This is a genomic window from Castellaniella defragrans 65Phen (assembly GCF_000612685.1).
Lineage (GTDB): Bacteria > Pseudomonadota > Gammaproteobacteria > Burkholderiales > Burkholderiaceae_B > Castellaniella > Castellaniella defragrans.
Map to the genome: position 1 here is coordinate 3,655,001 of NZ_HG916765.1, position 17,566 is coordinate 3,672,566.

Annotated in this window: 19 protein-coding genes, 1 rRNA gene and 1 other RNA gene (1 of these 21 only partly in view); 9 read left to right on the plus strand and 12 right to left on the minus strand. The window is 67.1% G+C overall.

Annotation, left to right across the window (positions count from 1 at the left end; all coding sequences use genetic code 11):
- From BN940_RS16270 to BN940_RS16280, 3 genes are all read right to left on the minus strand, one after another.
- Nucleotides 1–20, minus strand: a 16S ribosomal RNA gene (locus BN940_RS16270) (it extends 1,519 nt beyond the left edge of the window).
- Nucleotides 21–696: 676 nt separating this feature from the next.
- Complete coding sequence (locus BN940_RS16275) at nt 697–1,881, minus strand: MFS transporter (protein WP_084330743.1); 1,185 nt, start codon at nt 1,879–1,881, stop codon at nt 697–699.
- A gap of 73 nt (nt 1,882–1,954) precedes the next feature.
- Nucleotides 1,955–2,263: an ArsR/SmtB family transcription factor gene (locus BN940_RS16280; RefSeq protein ID WP_043684705.1), complete on the minus strand. Its 309-nt coding sequence runs from the start codon at nt 2,261–2,263 to the stop codon at nt 1,955–1,957.
- A 189-nt stretch (nt 2,264–2,452) separates the two neighbouring features.
- Between BN940_RS16280 and BN940_RS16285 the strand changes: the two genes are divergently transcribed.
- The gene (locus tag BN940_RS16285; RefSeq protein ID WP_043680420.1) at nt 2,453–3,766 is read left to right on the plus strand and encodes an IS1380 family transposase; all 1,314 of its coding nucleotides are present in this window, start codon (nt 2,453–2,455) and stop codon (nt 3,764–3,766) included.
- A gap of 170 nt (nt 3,767–3,936) precedes the next feature.
- On the opposite strand, the gene BN940_RS16290 is transcribed toward BN940_RS16285, so the two are convergent.
- Nucleotides 3,937–5,373, minus strand: a complete 1,437-nt coding sequence (locus tag BN940_RS16290) for a catalase (protein ID WP_043684708.1) — start codon at nt 5,371–5,373, stop codon at nt 3,937–3,939.
- Nucleotides 5,374–5,572: 199 nt separating this feature from the next.
- Nucleotides 5,573–6,049, minus strand: a complete 477-nt coding sequence (locus tag BN940_RS16295) for an Lrp/AsnC family transcriptional regulator (protein ID WP_043687833.1) — start codon at nt 6,047–6,049, stop codon at nt 5,573–5,575.
- A gap of 132 nt (nt 6,050–6,181) precedes the next feature.
- Here BN940_RS16295 and hppD point away from each other — a divergent pair, with 132 nt between their 5' ends.
- A complete protein-coding gene (hppD, locus tag BN940_RS16300) occupies nt 6,182–7,285 on the plus strand; it encodes a 4-hydroxyphenylpyruvate dioxygenase (RefSeq protein ID WP_043684710.1) in 1,104 nt (367 codons plus the stop codon).
- 205 nt (nt 7,286–7,490) lie between these two features.
- Nucleotides 7,491–8,468, plus strand: a complete 978-nt coding sequence (locus tag BN940_RS16305) for a nucleoside recognition domain-containing protein (RefSeq protein ID WP_043684713.1) — start codon at nt 7,491–7,493, stop codon at nt 8,466–8,468.
- A gap of 112 nt (nt 8,469–8,580) precedes the next feature.
- On the opposite strand, the gene msrA is transcribed toward BN940_RS16305, so the two are convergent.
- Both msrA and BN940_RS16315 read right to left on the minus strand, forming a co-directional pair.
- Entirely contained in the window at nt 8,581–9,126 is a 546-nt protein-coding gene (gene msrA, locus BN940_RS16310) for a peptide-methionine (S)-S-oxide reductase MsrA (protein WP_043684716.1), read from the minus strand.
- A 50-nt stretch (nt 9,127–9,176) separates the two neighbouring features.
- Nucleotides 9,177–9,569: a c-type cytochrome gene (locus BN940_RS16315; RefSeq protein WP_242404220.1), complete on the minus strand. Its 393-nt coding sequence runs from the start codon at nt 9,567–9,569 to the stop codon at nt 9,177–9,179.
- A 92-nt stretch (nt 9,570–9,661) separates the two neighbouring features.
- Here BN940_RS16315 and lgt point away from each other — a divergent pair, with 92 nt between their 5' ends.
- On the plus strand, nt 9,662–10,462 hold the full coding sequence (lgt, locus tag BN940_RS16320) for a prolipoprotein diacylglyceryl transferase (RefSeq protein ID WP_043684721.1): 801 nt from the start codon (nt 9,662–9,664) through the stop codon (nt 10,460–10,462).
- Here lgt and BN940_RS16325 read toward each other — a convergent pair.
- The 5 genes from BN940_RS16325 to BN940_RS16340 form a co-directional block, all read right to left on the minus strand.
- Nucleotides 10,419–11,138, minus strand: coding sequence for an SIMPL domain-containing protein (locus BN940_RS16325; protein WP_043684723.1), 720 nt, complete (start codon nt 11,136–11,138; stop codon nt 10,419–10,421). The two genes, lgt and BN940_RS16325, sit on opposite strands and share 44 nt — an antisense overlap.
- A gap of 54 nt (nt 11,139–11,192) precedes the next feature.
- A non-coding RNA gene (ssrS, locus tag BN940_RS18700) (6S RNA) lies at nt 11,193–11,372 on the minus strand.
- A gap of 39 nt (nt 11,373–11,411) precedes the next feature.
- The gene (locus BN940_RS16330; protein WP_043684726.1) at nt 11,412–11,714 is read right to left on the minus strand and encodes a cell division protein ZapA; all 303 of its coding nucleotides are present in this window, start codon (nt 11,712–11,714) and stop codon (nt 11,412–11,414) included.
- A gap of 33 nt (nt 11,715–11,747) precedes the next feature.
- Nucleotides 11,748–12,149, minus strand: coding sequence for a hypothetical protein (locus BN940_RS16335; RefSeq protein WP_043684729.1), 402 nt, complete (start codon nt 12,147–12,149; stop codon nt 11,748–11,750).
- Nucleotides 12,150–12,200: 51 nt separating this feature from the next.
- Complete coding sequence (locus BN940_RS16340; RefSeq protein WP_043684732.1) at nt 12,201–12,794, minus strand: RNA pyrophosphohydrolase; 594 nt, start codon at nt 12,792–12,794, stop codon at nt 12,201–12,203.
- Nucleotides 12,795–12,861: 67 nt separating this feature from the next.
- Here BN940_RS16340 and BN940_RS16345 point away from each other — a divergent pair, with 67 nt between their 5' ends.
- The 5 genes from BN940_RS16345 (at nt 12,862) to tolA (ending at nt 17,554) form a co-directional block, all read left to right on the plus strand.
- Nucleotides 12,862–14,595, plus strand: coding sequence for a proline--tRNA ligase (locus BN940_RS16345; protein ID WP_043684735.1), 1,734 nt, complete (start codon nt 12,862–12,864; stop codon nt 14,593–14,595).
- Between the two features lie 153 nt (nt 14,596–14,748).
- On the plus strand, nt 14,749–15,174 hold the full coding sequence (gene ybgC, locus BN940_RS16350) for a tol-pal system-associated acyl-CoA thioesterase (RefSeq protein WP_043684738.1): 426 nt from the start codon (nt 14,749–14,751) through the stop codon (nt 15,172–15,174).
- Nucleotides 15,175–15,176: 2 nt separating this feature from the next.
- Nucleotides 15,177–15,851, plus strand: a complete 675-nt coding sequence (gene tolQ, locus BN940_RS16355) for a protein TolQ (protein ID WP_043684741.1) — start codon at nt 15,177–15,179, stop codon at nt 15,849–15,851.
- A 1-nt stretch (nt 15,852) separates the two neighbouring features.
- Nucleotides 15,853–16,284 carry an ExbD/TolR family protein gene (locus tag BN940_RS16360; RefSeq protein ID WP_043684744.1) on the plus strand — a complete coding sequence of 144 codons (432 nt, stop codon included), beginning with the start codon at nt 15,853–15,855 and terminating at the stop codon, nt 16,282–16,284.
- 10 nt (nt 16,285–16,294) lie between these two features.
- Complete coding sequence (gene tolA, locus BN940_RS16365; protein WP_148304997.1) at nt 16,295–17,554, plus strand: cell envelope integrity protein TolA; 1,260 nt, start codon at nt 16,295–16,297, stop codon at nt 17,552–17,554.
- Nucleotides 17,555–17,566: the final 12 nt, after the last annotated feature.

The following is a 17,566-nucleotide window of genomic DNA, read 5'->3' on the forward strand; positions in this document are numbered from 1 at the left end:
AGGATCAAACTCTTCAGTTCAATTCCTGTAATCGTATTTCCTCAACCATCGAGATGGTCGGTTCATACGTCGCTATGCTCAAAGAAAGACGAAGTCTGGTTAATTAAACCTTACTTCTTCATTTCTGTAGTATGAGCACTTGGTACATCGGTTGTGCTTCTCCGGGCCCGAAGCGGTTCGTGAGAACCTCATCGATCCGGTCAGCGCCGCTTGTCATCAAGCGCCCACACTTATCGGCTGTTAAGTTTTTAAAGAGCAATTCTGCGTTAAGCAGAGAAACGAGATTATGAAGAACTTTTTACGTCGTGTCAAGTGGCTGTGTTTCGCACATTTGTCAGATCGCTTTTGCGAACCGGCCCGAACTTCGTTCAAACCGCACTCAAAACCACCTGGCATCCACCTGACCGACAAGACCTTCACGCCTCGCTGTCGAGCCCGAAATTAAAACACATCAGCGTTTCAATGTCAAGCCTGACTGGCCCCGGCTGCGGATCGAAACCCCGCCGGTCTTCGCTGCCGACTGCCGTCTTCGGATCGGGCCAAACGCCTGCAAATCCGAACACTTCCGCCTGCGCCCGAGCCCTGCAACGCTTCGGTAAAACCGATTCATCTAGGGGTTAACCCGAGTGCCTGGCGGCGAAGAAACGAGACTATAGCACGCTTTTTAAAGCGGGTGCAAATCCCGCTTCCAATGCCCTACTGAAGTGCCGGTACCGGGCCGGCCAGGCGCCTGCAGAAACCCATCAGCGCCAGCGAACCCAGGACCAGGACGGCAGACAGCCAGGGCAGGCCCGCCAGGCTTATTGTCTGGGTCGCCATGCCACCCAGCGCCGTGCCCAGGGCGATGCCCAGCTGCATGCCCGACTGGTTGAGCCCGACCAGGACACCCCGCGCTTCCGGCACCAGGGCCGCGGCGCGGATCTGTTGCGCGGGTCCCGCTGCCCACGCCGTGGCGGACCACATCATCAGGGCAGCGGCGACTCCATACAACGAGCCGGACGGCCATAGCCAGGCAGCCAGCGGCAGGGTCAGCAGGCAGGCTGCCTGCAGGAGCTTCGATGCCACCAGCGTCGCGTGGTATCCGTGCCGGTCGGTACGGCTGCCGCCGAACCGCGAACCCACCAGGCTGGCCAGCCCGAACGCCAGGAGCAGCGGACTGATCGACGCGCCATCGAGATGCTGCACACCGATCAGGTAGGGCGTCAGGAAACTATAAGTCATGACATACCCCGCCATCCAGAGCACCGTCACCATCAGCCCGGCCAGGACGGCGGGACGACGGAGAAAGGCAAGCTGCGCGCGCAGCGGGATGGAAGCCGCAGGACTTAGGGCGGGCAGCACGAAACGGTGGCTCAGCGCCACGACCAGGCTCAGCAGCCCGACCAGGGGAAAGACGGCATGCCAGCCGAACCGCAGCGCGATTTCCCGCCCGACCGGGACGGCCACGATCAGGGATGCGGTAAATCCCATGATGACCGTGGCGATGGCCCGCCCCTGCCGTTGCGAGCCGGCCAGCGAGGCGGCCGTGGACAGGGCGGTGACCACGGCGGTCCCGCCCGAGAGCGCCTGGAGGATGCGCACCGGAACGAAGGTCCAGAAATCCTGGACCAGCAGCGTGGCGATGCTGGCCAACGCGTACAAGAGCATTGCGGTGATCATGACCTTGCGCCGGCCGATATGGCTGGTCAGCGCCACCACGATCGGCACGCACAGGCCATACACGAAAGCATAGAGCGTGATCAGCTGGCCGGCCAGTGCCACCGGGGCGCCCAGCCCGGGGGCCACCAGATCCAGGATGCCTGCCAGGATGTATTCGTTGGCGCCAGCCACGAACGTCGTCATGGCGAGCAGGAGAATCTGGTACTGAAGAGGCACTTTCATGATTTCATATCTACGATTTGGGATTTGTCGATATATAAAGGCGCCATGCGGACCCCATTGCAGCCGCCCGGCGCTAGAGTTCCCGGACGATGGCGGCAGCCACTTCGGTCACGGATTGCTCGTTTCTCTTGTAGAGCGTGTACTTTCCGACCCGCGACACGGAGACCAGGCCCGCATCGCGCAGAATCGACATATAGGTGGATGCCGTGGACTGGTTGACGCCCAGGAGATCGGCGATCTGCAGCACGCAGACCCCGTCGGCGACGGGATCGATTCCGGCCGCCGGCTTGAAATGCCGGCGCGGATCCCGCATTGCCGAAAGCACGGTGCGCCGGTGCGGGTTATCCAGCGCCTTCAGCGCCAGGTCGAGGTCCAGGTTCATGCGGCCATACTAACCGACGTATTGCAAATCGTCAAATCGTTCAGCATGCACCGGACAGCCCCCGGGGGACTGTCCGGTGCCCTGCCCTAGCCCGGAAATTTCGTCAGGCGGGTAAAAAGGAATAGGCGATTCCTGCCCGAGGGCTTATGGTTATTGGGTCTCACGCCATACAACCAAAAAGAACCGCCTATGCCAAATCGTACCACTGAAGAACTGGACTTTGGACGCCTTGGACGGCGCCATTTACAGGCCAATTTCCAAGGCGGCGATCTCAGCTCCGACGGCGGGCTGATGCTGCTGCGAAGAATTGATGCGCGCACGGGCCTGTCGCGCATGGCGGCCAAGGCCTTGACCGAGCGCCGGGCCGCTGGCCGCATTCATCACCGCCTGCGCGATCTGCTGGCCCAGCGCCTGTACGGCCTGTGCTGCGGCTACGAAGACCTGAACGACCACGATACGCTGCGCGGGGATCTGCTGATGCAAACGGCTGTTGGGCGAGATCGTGCCCTGGCCAGTTCACCCACGCTCAGCCGCCTGGAGACGGGGGCGACCCGCGCCGATGCGTGGGCGCTGCATGGGGTGCTGGTTGAACACTTCATCGCCAGCTTCGCCACCGCGCCCAGGCAACTGATTCTGGATGTGGATGCCTCGGATATCCCGCTGCACGGCGAGCAGGAGCTCAAGCAGTTCCACGCCTACTACGACCACCACTGCTATCTGCCGCTGTACGTGTTCTGCGGCCAGTCGATGCTGGCCTGCCTGCTGCGCCCCAGCCGCATTGACGGGGCCAGGCACGCGGCGGCGGTGCTGCGCCTGCTGGTGAACCGGCTGCGTCAGGCATGGCCCGAGGTCAGGATCATCATCCGTGGGGACTCGGGGTTCTGCCGTCAGCCGCTGATCCGCTGGTGCGAACGCAGCGGCGTGCAATACATCATCGGCCTGGCACGCAATAAACGGCTTCAGGCGCGCGTTGCGCAGGCCGAGGAAATCCTCAAGGACGGCTACGAGCGCACCGGGCGCAAGCAGCGCCTGGTCAGTGAGTTCACCTACGCGGCCGGGTCGTGGGATCGGCCCCGGCGCGTGCTCACCCGCCTGGAGTACGGTGCCCAGGGCGTGAACCCGCGCTTCGTGGTCACCAACATCCGGGACTGCGATGCCATGCAACTGTACGATCAGCTGTACTGCGCCCGGGGCGAAGCCGAGAACCGCATCAAGGAAGCGCAACTCGATCTGTTCGGTACGCGCGCCAGTTGCCACCGGTTCGCCGCCAACCAGTTCCGGCTGCTGCTGGCGGCCCTGGCCTATACGCTGATGCAGCGGCTGCGCGAGACGGCGCTACGAGGCACCGAACTGGAGCGCGCCAGCGCCGCCACCATCCGGGTGCGCCTGCTGAAGGTCGGTGCGGCCATCGTGCGCAATACCCGGCGGGTCCGCATCCTGCTGGCCTCGCATCATCCGCTGCGCCACGTCTACGCGCACGCCGCGCGCGCCATGGCCCCGTAGCGCCGAGAAAGTGCTGTCCCCGGCACGCGATAAAGCAACGGGGGTAGGGACCATTGCGCCTGCGGTACTGAAAAACAGCTTCCCGCGCCGCCGATCCCCTCCGCCGCGTCGCCGAGGCAGCCGGACTACCGGGAAATCACTTAAACAGGCTTGCTGACGAAATGTCCGGGCTAGCCTTCCAGTTTCCGGATGGCGGCGGCGACGCCTGCGCCGTAGGCGGGATCGGCCTGGGTGCAGTGCTCGATGTGCAGGGCCTGCACATCGGGGGTGACGCCGGCGATGGCGCGGGCGGTGTTGTCGAACAGGGCCTGCTGCTGTTCGGGCGTCATCAGGCGGAAGAGCGCGCCCGGCTGCGAGAAGTAGTCCGTGTCCTCGCGGTGGTTCCAGTGGTCGGCCGCGCCTTCCAGGCTGAGCGGCGGCTCGCGGTAGTCGGGCTGCTCGGCCCATTCGCCGGCGCGGTTGGGTTCGTTGCCCGTCAGGCCGCCGTGGTTGCCGTCCACCCGCATGGCGCCGTCGCGGTGGTAGCTGTGGAAGGGACAGCGCGGCGCGTTGACCGGGATCTGGTGATGGTTGACCCCCAGGCGGTAGCGCTGAGCGTCGCCATAGGAGAACAGGCGGGCCTGCAGCATGCGGTCCGGCGAAAAGCCGATGCCGGGGACGACGTTGGCCGGGGTGAAGGCGGCCTGCTCGACTTCGGCGAAGAAGTTTTCCGGATTGCGGTTCAGTTCCAGGACGCCGACCTCGATCATGGGATAGTCGCCGTGCGGCCAGACCTTGGTCAGGTCGAAGGGGTTCAGGTGGTAGCTGCCGGCCTCCTTTTCGGGCATGACCTGCACGTACATCGTCCAGCGCGGGAAGTCGCGCCGGGCGATGCTGTCGTACAGGTCGCGCTGCGAGCTTTCGCGGTCGCGGCCGATGAGTTCGGCGGCCTGGGCGTCGGTCAGGTTGCGGATGCCCTGCTGCGACTTGAAGTGGAATTTCACCCAGAAGCGCTCGTTGGCGGCGTTGATGAAGCTGAAGGTATGGCTGCCGAACAGGTGCATGTGGCGGAAGTCGGACGGAATGCCGCGATCGCTCATGACGATGGTGACCTGGTGCAGGGCCTCGGGCAGGCCGGTCCAGAATTCCCAGTTGTTCTGGGCGCTGCGCATGCCGGTGCCCGGGTCGCGCTTGACGGCGTGGTTCAGGTCGGGGAATTTCAGCGGATCGCGGAAGAAGAATACGGGGGTGTTGTTGCCCACCAGGTCCCAGTTGCCCTGTTCGGTGTAGAACTTCATGGCGATGCCGCGGATGTCGCGCTCGGCGTCGGCGGCACCGCGCTCGCCGGCCACCGTGGAGAAGCGGGCGAACATCGGGGTCTGCTTGCCGATCTCGGAGAACAGGGCGGCGCGCGTGTAGCGGGTGATGTCTTGGGTGACGGTGAAGGTGCCGTAGGCGCCCGCGCCCTTGGCGTGCATACGGCGCTCGGGGATCACTTCGCGGTCGAAGTGGGCCAGCTTTTCGAGCAGCCAGACGTCCTGCAGCAGGGCCGGGCCGCGCGGGCCGGCGGTGAGGATATTCTGGTTGTCGACGACGGGGGCACCGGCGGCGGTGGTCAGCTTTTTCATGAACATCTCCTGGGCAAGGGCGCCGCCGAAAGGGCCGCGCCGGGTCGGGGAACCGGGGGAGCCCGCAGCGTCGGGCTCGTCATGAAAGGCAGTCTACCGAGACCGGCAGAATAAATAAAATTGAATATTGCTCTTGGTTTGATAGGGGCCATCTATTGAACAGAAACCGCGGCCGCCCGGCGCCGAGAAGGGAGTCCGCTCAGGTCGGCAGCTCGGTCGTTTCCTTGATGGACTGCAGCGCGAAGCTGCTGCGGATATCGACGACGGCCGGATGCCGCATCAGGGTGTCCATGGCGAACCGGGAAAAGGCCGCCAGGTCATGGACCTGGACCCGCAGCAGGTAGTCCATGTCGCCCGACATGGCATAGCACTGGACGACTTCCGACCAGCTCTGGACGTCGCGGGCGAAGGCGGACATGGCGCCGTGCTCGGCGCGGTGCGACTTGTCCAGCCGGACGAAGACGTAGGCGAGCAGCCCCAGGCCGAGTTTTTCCGGATCCGCCAGGGCGACGTAGCGGCGGATGTAGCCCTGGTCCTCCAGGCGCTTGACGCGCCGCAGGCAGGGGCTGGGCGACAGGGCCACCCGCTGGGCCAGATCCTGATTGCTGATCCGGCCGTCGCGCTGCAGATGGGTCAGGATCAGGCGATCTGTCCTGTCCAGGTCGTCGATAGGCATCATATTGTCTCAACCACGGATTATTGGAAGAATGATTGCGTCATGGTAGGGAATCGTACCGCATGTTTGCAATCTTCCCCTACGCTGTTTTCCCTAGAATTTCAGAAAAGAGCATGTTCACAGGAGACACTCATGACCGAATCCTTCGCCCCCTGGGACAATCCGCTGGGCACCGCGGGCTTTGAATTCGTGGAATACACGGCGGAGGACCCGGCCGCGCTGGGCCGCGTGTTCGAGGCCCTGGGCTTCCGGGCCATCGCCCGGCACCGCAAGAAGGCCGTCACGCTGTACCGCCAGGGCGGGATCAATTTCCTGGTCAACGCGGAGCCCGATTCCTTCGCGCAGCGCTTCGCGCGCCAGCATGGTCCGTCGATCTGCGCCATCGGCCTGCGCGTGCAGGACGCGGCCCGCGCCTACAAGCTGGCCCTGGAGCGCGGCGCCTGGGGCTTCGATTCGCACAGCGGCCCGATGGAACTGAACATTCCCGCCATCAAGGGCATCGGCGATTCCCTCATCTACTTGGTGGACCGCTGGCGCGGCAAGTACGGCCACGGCGGGATCGGCGACATCGGCATCTACGACGTGGATTTCGAGCCGCTGGACCACGCCACCGCGCGGGACGACCTGCGCCACGAGGGCGCGGGCCTGCTCGCCATCGACCACCTGACCCACAACGTGCACCGCGGCCGGATGGGGGAATGGGCCGAATTCTACGAGCGCATCTTCAATTTCCGCGAGATCCGCTATTTCGACATCGAGGGCCAGCTCACCGGGGTGAAGTCCAAGGCCATGACCTCGCCCTGCGGGCTGATCCGCATCCCCATCAACGAGGAAGGCGGCGAGACTCCCGGCCAGATCCAGGAATACCTGGACCAGTACCGGGGCGAAGGCATCCAGCACATCGCCCTGTCCACCGGCGACATCTACCGCACGGTGGAACGGCTGAGCGGCCAGGTGAAGTTCCTGGACACTCCGGACACCTACTACGAGCTGCTGGACGGGCGCCTGCCGGGCCACGGCGAGGACGTGGAGCGCCTGCGCCGCAACCGCATCCTGCTGGACGGCGCCCCGGGCGGCGGCCTGCTGCTGCAGATCTTCACCGCCAACCAGATCGGGCCGATCTTCTTCGAGATCATCCAGCGCAAGGGCAACGAGGGCTTCGGGGAAGGCAATTTCAAGGCGCTGTTCGAGTCCATCGAGCTGGACCAGATCCGCCGCGGCGTATTGCGGGCCTGAGCGATCGGACTCGAATGTTGAATACGGGGCCTGAACCGCGTGGCCTGAGCGACCGGGTCTGATCTGTCCGGCCGGGGCCGCGGATCCGGCTCGCCGCGCGCCTCGGGGCCGAACCGCGGAGGCGCGCCCCGGACATCGGCCACCCCCTACAATGCCGGGATGCGGCCTGCCCGACGGCGCCGCGACCCTGCCCGGAACCGCTCCCATGCTCCACTACCTGAACACCATCCGGCTGCGCAGCACGCGCATGTTCCTGACGATCACGCGCATCATGCTGCCGGTGATGGTGATCGTCTACATCGCCGACCGCCTGGGCCTGGTGCGCCTGGCCGGCGAGGCCCTGACGCCGGCGATGGCGCTGCTGGGACTGCCGCCCGAGGCCGGGATCATCTGGGCCACCACCGCGCTGACCAACATCTACGGCGGCATGGCCTCGATGGCCGCCCTGTCCGAAAGCATGCACATGACGACGGCCCAGGTCAGCGCGCTGGGGGCGATGATGCTGTTCGCCCACAACATCCCGACCGAGCAGTCCGTGGTGCGGCGCGCCGGCGCCAGCGCGCTGGTCACGGGGGCGCTGCGCATCGCCGTCGCGCTCGTCTACGGCGCCGCCGTCTGCTGGATCTGCCGGGCGCTGGACGTGCTGCAGGAGCCGGTGTCCCTGGCCTGGATGCGCCAGGACGCGGGGCTGACCCAGGGGCCGCCGGACTTCTGGCCCTGGGTGCTGTCCACGCTGCAATCGCTGGCGCTGGTGCTGGCCGTCATCGTCGGACTGGTCGTGCTGCTGGACGTGCTCGAACGCCTGGGGATCACGCGGCTCGTGACCCGGCTGCTGACGCCCGTGCTGCGCCTGTCCGGCCTGGAGGAGCGCGCCGCGCCCCTGACCACGGTGGGCGTGCTGCTGGGGCTGGCCTACGGCGGCGCGCTGATCATCGAAGCCGCCGAACGCGAGAACTACAGCCCGCGCACGCGGCTGCTGGCGCTGTCGTGGCTGTCGCTGTGCCACGCCCTGATCGAGGACACGCTGCTGATCATGGCGCTGGGCGCCAATGTCTGGGTGATCCTGGTGCTGCGCGGGCTGGCGACCCTGGGCGTGCTGGCGGCGCTGGCGGCGCTGACGCGGCCGGGCACCGCCTGGGGCCGCAGGCTGGAGGCCCCGGCACGGCAGGCCCCGGCGCCCTGACTCCGGCTCCGACCCTGACTCCGGCTCCGACCCTGACCCTGGAGCCAGCCCCGGGCCGGCAGGCCAGGCTCACATACAGCGACGCCTTGCTCGCGGCCGGGTGCGGCGAACCTCAGCGCAGCAGGTGCGCGTAGCGCTGGCGGAATTTCGCCAGCTTGGGCGCGATGACGAACCGGCAATAGCCCTGGCCGGGATTGCGCCGGTAGTATTCGCGGTGCAGTTCCTCGGCCGGCCAGAAGGGACCCGCCGGCTCGATCCGGGTGACGATCGGCTCGTCGAAGGCCGCCTGCGCCTCGGCGCGCACGGCCTCGGCCAGGGCCCGCTGGGCCTCGTCCCGGTAAAAGACGACCGAGGCGTACTGCGGCCCGACGTCGTTGCCCTGGCGGTCGGGGGTGGTGGGATCATGCGTGCCGAAGAAGACTTCCAGCAGGGTGCGGTAGCCGACCCGCGCCGGATCGAAGGCGACCTGCACGACCTCGACGTGGCCGGTGTCCTGATGGCAGACCTGCTCGTAGGTGGGATGGTCCACGTGGCCGCCGCAGTAGCCCGGCTGCACGTCCAGCACGCCGTCCAGCGCGCGGAACACGGGCTCCAGGCACCAGAAGCAGCCGCCGCCGAAGATCGCGGTGTCGACCGCGGCGTTCCCTGGGTTTTCCATGCGATTCTCCTCGTTTCGTGCGTGCGGCGGGCTGGCCAACGGCAGGCCGGTCAATCCGCCGCGGGGGCTTCCCGCAGCGACAGGATCCACAGCGCCAGGCGCTGCGCATCGACGTCGGACAGGCGGGGCTGGGCCGGCATGGGGATCGCGCCCCACTGGCCGCGGCTGCCTTCCCGCATGACGCGTGCCAGATGGCCGGACGCCTCGGGTCGGCCCTGGAAGCGCTCGGCGATGGCGCGGAACGGCGGCCCCACACGGCGGGCGTCCACCTGATGGCAGCCCAGGCACTGGCGCTGGCCGGCCAGCGCCAGGCCGTCGGCCGCCGTGCCGCCGGCCGCCCGGGCGCCCGGGGCGCACAGCGCCAGCATGCCCGCCAGTGCGAGCCCGAGCGCCTTGCCACGCCTTCCGGCCCGTTGCTTCGTCCCGCCATCCACCGGCCGCATTCCCATCATCCTCCGATCGCATCCGTTTCCAGGGGCGCCCGCCGCCTTCGATCACGGTATTATCCATGATTGTTTTCCTTCCGGCCGCTTCCATGCCCTACCCCCACATCGACCCCATCGCCCTGCAGATCGGCCCCGTCTCGATCCATTGGTACGGCCTCATGTACCTGGCCGGATTCGGCCTGGCCTGGCTGCTGGGGCGCTGGCGCATCCAGCACCACCCCAGCCCGGCCGGGCTGACGCTGCGCGACCTGGAGGACATCATCTTCTACGGGGTGCTGGGCGTGGTGTTGGGCGGGCGCCTGGGCTACGTGCTGTTCTACAAGTTCGACGACTACCTGGCGCACCCGCTGTCGGTCTTCGAGGTGTGGCAGGGCGGCATGTCCTTCCACGGCGGCCTGATCGGCGTGACGCTGGCGATGCTGTTCTTCGCCCGCCGGCGCGGCCAGCCGCTGCTGGCGATCGGGGATTTCATCGCTCCGCTGATCCCCCTGGGCCTGGCGGCCGGACGGCTGGGCAACTTCATCAACGGCGAGCTGTGGGGCCGCCCCACGGATCTGCCCTGGGGCATGGTCTTTCCGGGGGCGCGGGACGGCGCGCCGCGCCATCCCTCGCAACTGTACGAAATGGGACTGGAGGGCTTCGCCCTGTTCGCCCTGGTGTGGTGGTTCGCCCGCAAGCCCCGCCCGGCGGGCCAGGTGAGCGCCGTGTTCCTGATGGGCTACGGGCTGTTCCGGTTCCTGGTGGAATTCACCCGCGAGCCGGACGATTTCCTGGGACTGCTGGCGGGCGGATTATCCATGGGCCAGCTGCTGTCGCTGCCCATGATCCTGATCGGGCTGGCCCTGTTCATCTGGGCAGCAGGACGATCGTCCCCCGCACCGACACGCTGACCCGTTCGCGTCCGCCTTCGACCGGCGCGGCGGCCTTGTCGGCGGCCATGGCGCTCATCATCATGCGGGGCATGGGCACGGGCGGCATGGCGCCCGCGCCGCCCAGCTCGACGGTGCGGAAGCGGTAGTCGGCGAAACCCAGGGCCTGGGTGAGCGCCTGGGCGCGGGCCTTGAATGCGTCGACGGCCTGGCCCAGGAGCTTCTGTTCTTCGGCCGCGCGCCGTTCGCGCGAGACCGAGAACGCCAGGCCGGCGATCGGCATGCGGTCGCCCAGGCTGGCGGCCAGCTTCGAGACGGCGGGAAAGTCGCGCGATTCCAGCAGGATTTCGGCCTGGCCCCGCCATTCGGCGATCTTGCCGTCGCGCCCGGTCGTGGGCCAGATCCGGTAGGACCCGCTGCGGGCCTCGATGCCCTGGTGTCCCTTGGCCTGCTTCATGACCGAATCCAGGCGCTGATTGAGGGCTTCGGCGACCTCGGTCTGGGACGCGCCGGCCAGTTCCGCCGACAGGGTGATTTCCACGGTGTCCTGGCCGACTTCGGAGGAGGCCTCGGCCGACAGGGTGGCGCGGGGCTCGGCGGGTTCGGCCTCGCGGGCCAGGACGGGCAGGGCCGCCACCGACCCAGCCAGCAGAAGACTCGCCAGAAGATGCTTGCGATTGAGCACGCCTCGATACATTTATCACTCCAAAAAAGACGAAAGCCCGTCGCGGTTCCACGACGAGCTTTCTGGTAATGCCCCGCCTGTGCCGTCTAGGCCGGCATCCCGGAACCGAGGGTTCACGGTGGTCGCCATCAGTCAGACTTCGGGCCGTCCAGTGAAGGCAGCGCTCCCATCTGTCAATCCAGCAACCTATGCCTATAGCATTGGTTCAAGGAATGTATGGCCAGGTCACGAACACGGCAGGGACTTAAACGACCGGATGACCTGGCGCATCCGGAAAGTGACTGATCAAACGGCGGTGCCCAGTACATCGTCGAGCATGCCGTTCATGGATTCGATTTTACCCTTGAAATCCCCCAAGGCAACATTTCCGAGCGGGCCGTCGGGCGCGCGCAGGCTGAGCAGCTCGTTGGCGATCTGGATGGCGGCCATCACGGCGATGCGCTCGCTGCTGGCGACCCGGCCGGCGCCCTTGATGGCCAGCATGCGCTGGTCGACCAGCCGCACGGCGGCCAGCAGGGCGTCCTTTTCTTCGGGGGGGCAGGCCAGCGAATAATCGCGGCCGAGGATGGCGACGTCGACGCGTTCCATGATTCGCGGCTCCTTGGGGGATGGGGACAGGCCCTAGGCCTGCGCGCCGGGCAGGCGCTCGAGGATGAGTTCGATCTGCTGCTGGGCGCCGGTGGCGGCCTCGCGCAGGCGATCGCGCTCGGATTCGACCTGGACCAGGCGGCGCTGCAGGGAATCGGACCGGATCTGGTGGTCGCGCACCTCGGCTTCCAGAGCCGCGCGATGCTGGCCGGATTCCTCGCGCGCGGCCTGCAGCTCGCGGTCGTGGCGCGCGAGCCGTTCGGACATGCGGGCGAATTCCTCGCCTTCGCGCAGCTGCTGGTCTTTCAGGGCCTGGCATTCCTGTTCGAGCTGCCGCACCCTGGCCTGCAGGGCGGTGCGCTCGGATTGCAGGTTCCGCGTCAGCTGGACGACTTGGCGGATGCGCTGGGACAATGCGTCGAGGTCTTGGAGCATGCGGTCAAACCTTCGGGAGTGCCGGCGCGATGCGCCACGAAAAGGATGGGATCATACCTGTTCAGGCCGTGGAGTTTTCGGGGCCGGCGCATCCGCCGGGCGGTCGGCGGAATCGCCGTGCGAGCCGGCGCCCCGGGGCCCCCGGTGGCGCAGGTAGCGGTTTTCGCGGCCGCGGCGAAACAGCAGGCCCGACAGCTCGTTGAGGGCCAGGGAATAGACCTCGCGCTTGAATTCGATGACGGCGTCCAGCGGCACCCAGTAGGCGTTCCAGCGCCAGGCATCGAATTCGGGCGTGTCGGTGGCGCGCAGGCTGACGTCGCTGTCGCGTCCCACCATGCGCAGCAGGAACCAGATCTGTTTCTGGCCCTTGTAGTGGCCGCGCAGTTCGCGGCGCACGTAATGATCGGGCACGGTATATCGCAACCAGTCCCGGGTCCGTCCCAGAATGCGCACATGTTCGGCGCGCAGGCCGGTCTCCTCGTGGAGTTCGCGGTACATCGCCTGCACGGGGGTCTCGCCGTGCTTGATGCCTCCCTGGGGGAACTGCCACGCGTGTTCCCTGATGCGCTTGCCCCAGAAAACCTCGTTTTTCTGGTTCACGAGAATGATGCCGACATTCGGACGGTAGCCTTCGCGATCCAACATGGGGCCACCTCGGTTGTGAATTCAATACAATTACCGTCGATTATACGTACCAACCGGAATCCCTACCATGCGCGCCAGCCAGTACCACCTGAACACCCTGAAGGAAGCCCCCGCGGAGGCCGAGGTCGTCAGCCACCAGTTGATGACCCGGGCGGGCATGATCCGGAAAATCGCCGGCGGCATCTACACCTACATGCCGATGGGGCTGAAGGTGCTGCGCAAGATCGAGGCCATCGTGCGCGAGGAAATGAACCGCGCCGGCGCCATCGAGCTGCTGATGCCGGTGGTGCAGCCGGCGGAACTGTGGCAGGAATCGGGCCGTTGGGAACAATATGGCGCCGAACTGCTGCGCATCAAGGACCGCCACCAGCGCGACTTCGTGCTGCAGCCGACCTCCGAGGAGGTCATCACCGACATCGCCCGCAACGAGATCCACAGCTGGCGCCAGCTGCCGGTGAACTTCTACCACATCCAGACGAAGTTCCGCGACGAGCGCCGGCCGCGCTTCGGCCTGATGCGCGGGCGCGAATTCACCATGAAGGACGCCTATTCCTTCGACCGCGACGAGGCCTCCGCCCAGGCCAGCTACGACGCCATGTACGCCGCCTACCAGCGCATCTTCACGCGCCTGGGCCTGACGTTCCGCGCCGTGGCGGCCGACACCGGCTCGATCGGCGGCACGCGCAGCCACGAATTCCAGGTGATCGCCGACACGGGCGAGGACCTGATCGTCTACAACCCGGATTCGGACTACGCCGCCAACATCGAGCTGGCCGAGGCGCCCTGCCTGCTGGCCGAGCGCGAGCCGGCGCGCGAGGCCCTGGAAAAGCGCGCCACGCCCGAGGCCCCCAAGTGCGAGATCGTGGCCGAACAGCTGGGCCTGCCCCTGTCGCGCACGGTCAAGTCGGTGGTGCTGGCCACCGATCCCGCCGAAGGCCCCGTCCGCCTGTGGCTGCTGCTGATCCGGGGCGACCACGAAACCAACGAGGTCAAGGTCGGCAAGCTCCCCGGCCTGGGCGACGGCTACCGCCTGGCGACCGAGGCCGAGATCGACTCGGTGTTCCACTGCGCCCCCGGCTACCTGGGCCCCGTCGGGGTGGACCGGCAGGCCGTCACCGTGATCGCCGACCGCACGGTCGCCCACATGGGCGATTTCGTCTGCGGCGCCAACGAGGCCGGCTACCACCTGAGCGGCGTGAACTGGGGCCGCGACCTGCCCGAGCCGGATCTGGTCGCCGACCTGCGCAACGTGGTGGCGGGCGATCCCGACCCGCGCGGCGGCACCCTGGCGATCCAGCGCGGCATCGAGGTCGGCCACGTGTTCTTCCTGGGAGACAAGTATTCGCGCGCCCTGAACGCGACCTTCCTGGAAACGGACGGCAAGCCGGCGGTGCTGCAGATGGGCTGCTACGGGATCGGCGTCAGCCGCATCTCGGCCGCCGCCATCGAGCAGAACCACGACGAGCGCGGCATGATCTGGCCGCGCGCCATCGCGCCGTTCGAGGTCGTGCTGTGCCCCATCGGCATCGGCAAGAGCGTGGCCGTGCGCGAGGCCGCCGAATCCCTGTACCAGGCGCTGCTGGCGCAGGGCGTGGACGTGATCCTGGACGACCGCGACGCCCGGCCGGGCATCATGTTCGCCGACTGGGAGCTGATCGGCGTGCCGCTGCGCGTGACGCTGGGCGAGCGCGGCCTGAAGGACGGCATCGTCGAGATCCAGGCGCGCCGCGACGCGCAGGCGCAGCGCATCGCCCCGGCCGACGCCCTGGCGCACGTCCTGGAGCGGCTAAAATCCCTCTAAACCGAGTCGAGCGAAAAACGGGCGCTGTGGATCGGGATGGAATGCAAGGCGCGAACCTCACCGCTTGCAAGCGGTGAGGTGGACAGGCAACGCAGCAGACCGCCCGAATCCGCAGATGCACGCGGCGCCCGTGTCACAAGGCCTCACTAAAAAATGCCTCCGGATCGAACCAATCCCCCCGGCGAGCTGTCCATTCGCGTATATTACGAAGACACCGACGCCGGTGGCGTCGTGTATTACGCCAACTACCTCAAATTCTTCGAACGCGGTCGCACAGAATGGCTGCGCGCGCTCGGAATGGATCAACACACTCTCGCAACACAGGAACGGATGATGTTTGTGGTCAAGCATGCGGACATTGCCTACCGGCAACCGGCCCGCCTGGATGACCGCATCCTGGTCCGGACCTCCGTGACCGGGCTGGGCGCCTCGACCATCCGGTTCGGCCAGCAGGCCCTGCGCGACGACACCCTGCTCGCCAGCGCGGACATCCAGGTCTGCACGGTGCACGCCCTCAGCTTCAAACCCATCCGTCTCTCCCCCTCCATCAGGGATCTACTGGAAAAGGCCCTTCATTAACCATGCAAGCCTCTAGCGATTTGTCGCTGCTGTCCCTCATCGGCAACGCCAGCCTGCCCGTGCAGATCGTGATGCTGATCCTGCTCGGCGCCTCGGTCCTGTCCTGGACCTACATCTTCAGCAAGCGCGCGGCCCTGCGGCGCGCCCACGAGCAGACGCGCCGCTTCGAGGACGACTTCTGGGCCGGCGGCGACCTGACGGTGCTGCAGCAGGCCATCGCCAGCCGGCGCAACGAGCACGGCGCCCTGGCGCGCATCTTCGACGCCGGCATGACCGAATTCATCAAGGCGCGGCGGTCCTCCAGCCGGGGCGACACCCTGCTGGACGCCCCCCGCCGAGCCATGAAGGCCGCCTTCCAGCGCGAGATGGACAGCCTGGAATCGCACCTGAACTTCCTCGCGTCCACCGGCTCGGTCAGCCCGTACATCGGGCTGCTGGGCACGGTCTGGGGGATCATGCACGCCTTCATGGGCCTGTCCACCATGCAGCAGGCCACCCTGGCCGCCGTGGCGCCGGGGATCGCCGAAGCCCTGATCGCGACCGCCATCGGCCTGTTCGCCGCCATCCCGGCCGTGCTGGCGTACAACCGCTACACCAGCCAGATCGACCGGCTGTCGATCCGCTTCGAGAGCTTCGTCGACGAATTCCTGAACATCCTCCAGCGCCAGGTGCACTGAAATGAGCACATTTGGCAGCCGCCGCTCGCGCCGCATGAAGAACGACATCAACGTCGTGCCCTACATCGACGTCATGCTGGTCCTGCTGGTGATCTTCATGGTCACCGCGCCCATGATCACGCCGGGCCAGATCGAGCTGCCCTCGGTCGGCACGGCCTCCGACGTGCCCGTCCAGCCCATCGAGGTCCAGATCGACGCCCAGGGCGCGCTCGCCCTGCGGGTGCGCGAGGGCGGCGCCTCGTTCCGGCCCATCGACAAGGCCAACCTGCTGGCCGAGATCCGCGCCGTCGCCACCGCCGACACGCCGGTGGTGATTTCCGCCGACGGCAAGGTGCCCTACGAATCCGTCATGCAGGTCATGGACCAGCTGCGCAACGGCGGCATCGGCAAGCTGGGACTGCTGGTCAACCAGAACGCCCCGGCCGCGCGCTGACGCCCGCCCCATGAATCTGTTCGACCGTTTCTTCGACACCGGCTCCGGCGACGGCGATGCGCCCACCGGCGCGCGCGACGACCGGCGCGGCCTGATCGTCTCGCTGGTCGCCCATGGGCTGCTGATCCTGCTGATGGTGGTGGGCTTCTCCACCGCGCCCGACAATCCCGGTCCCGTCCAGGTCGAACTCTGGGCCCAGGGCACGGTGGCCGACGCCGCCGCGCCGCAGGAGCAGCCCGAGGAGCCGCAACCCGAGGAACAGCCGCCCGAGCCCCAGCCGCAACCCGAACCGGAGCCCGAACCCGAGCCCCAGCCCGACGACAGCGCGCGCCAGGCGGCCGAGCAGGCCGCTCAGGCCGAGGCCGCGCGGCAGGCGCAGCTGGCGGCCGAGGCCCAGGCGCGCGCCGCCGCGGCCGCCCAGGCGAAGGCCGACGCCGAGATCGCCCTGGCCAAGGAACGCCAGGCGCGCGAGGACCTGGAGCGCCGCCTGGCCGAACAGGCCGCCAAGGAAAAGGCCGAAAAGGAAGCCGCCGAACAGGCGGCCCGCGACAAGGCCGTGCGCGAAAAGGCGGAAAAGGAAAAGGCCGAGAAGGCCGCGGCGGAAAAGGCGGCCGCCGAGAAGGCGGCGGCTGAGAAGGCGGCGGCTGAGAAGGCCGCCCGCGAACAGGCCGCCCGGGACAAGGCCGAGAAGGAAGCCGCCGAGAAGGCCGCGCGCGAAAAAGCCGAGAAGGCCGAAAAGGAAAAGGCCGCCAAGGCCGCGGCGGAAAAAGCCGCCGCTGAAAAGGCCGCTGCCGAAAAGGCCGCTGCCGAAAAGGCGGCCGCGGAAAAAGCCGCCGCCGAGAAGGCGGCCAAGGAAAAAGCCGCGAAGGAAAAGGCCGCCAAGGAAGCCGAGGCCAAGCGCCAGGCCCTGCGGGCGGCCATGCGCGGCGACGCCCTGGAAGCCGCCGGCATCGCCAACGGCAATGCCGACCGCAACCAGCGGGGCGGCGGCGGCAACGACGGCTACGCGGCCAAGGTGCGCGCCTGCGTCCAGCCGGGCGTGGTCTACAACGTACCCCCGCGCAGCGGCTCCGCCAACCCCACGGCCAGCTTCCGCACTCGGCTGGCGTCCAATGGACAAGTCCAGGGCGTCGACCTGACCCGATCCTCGGGCAATCCCCGTTTCGACGATGCCGTCCAGAAGGGGATCCTGGCCTGCTCGCCCTTCCCGAAACCGCCTGGCGGCAAGTATCCGTCGTATATTGACGTGGACTACCGCATGTACGACTAAGGAGATCGTTAC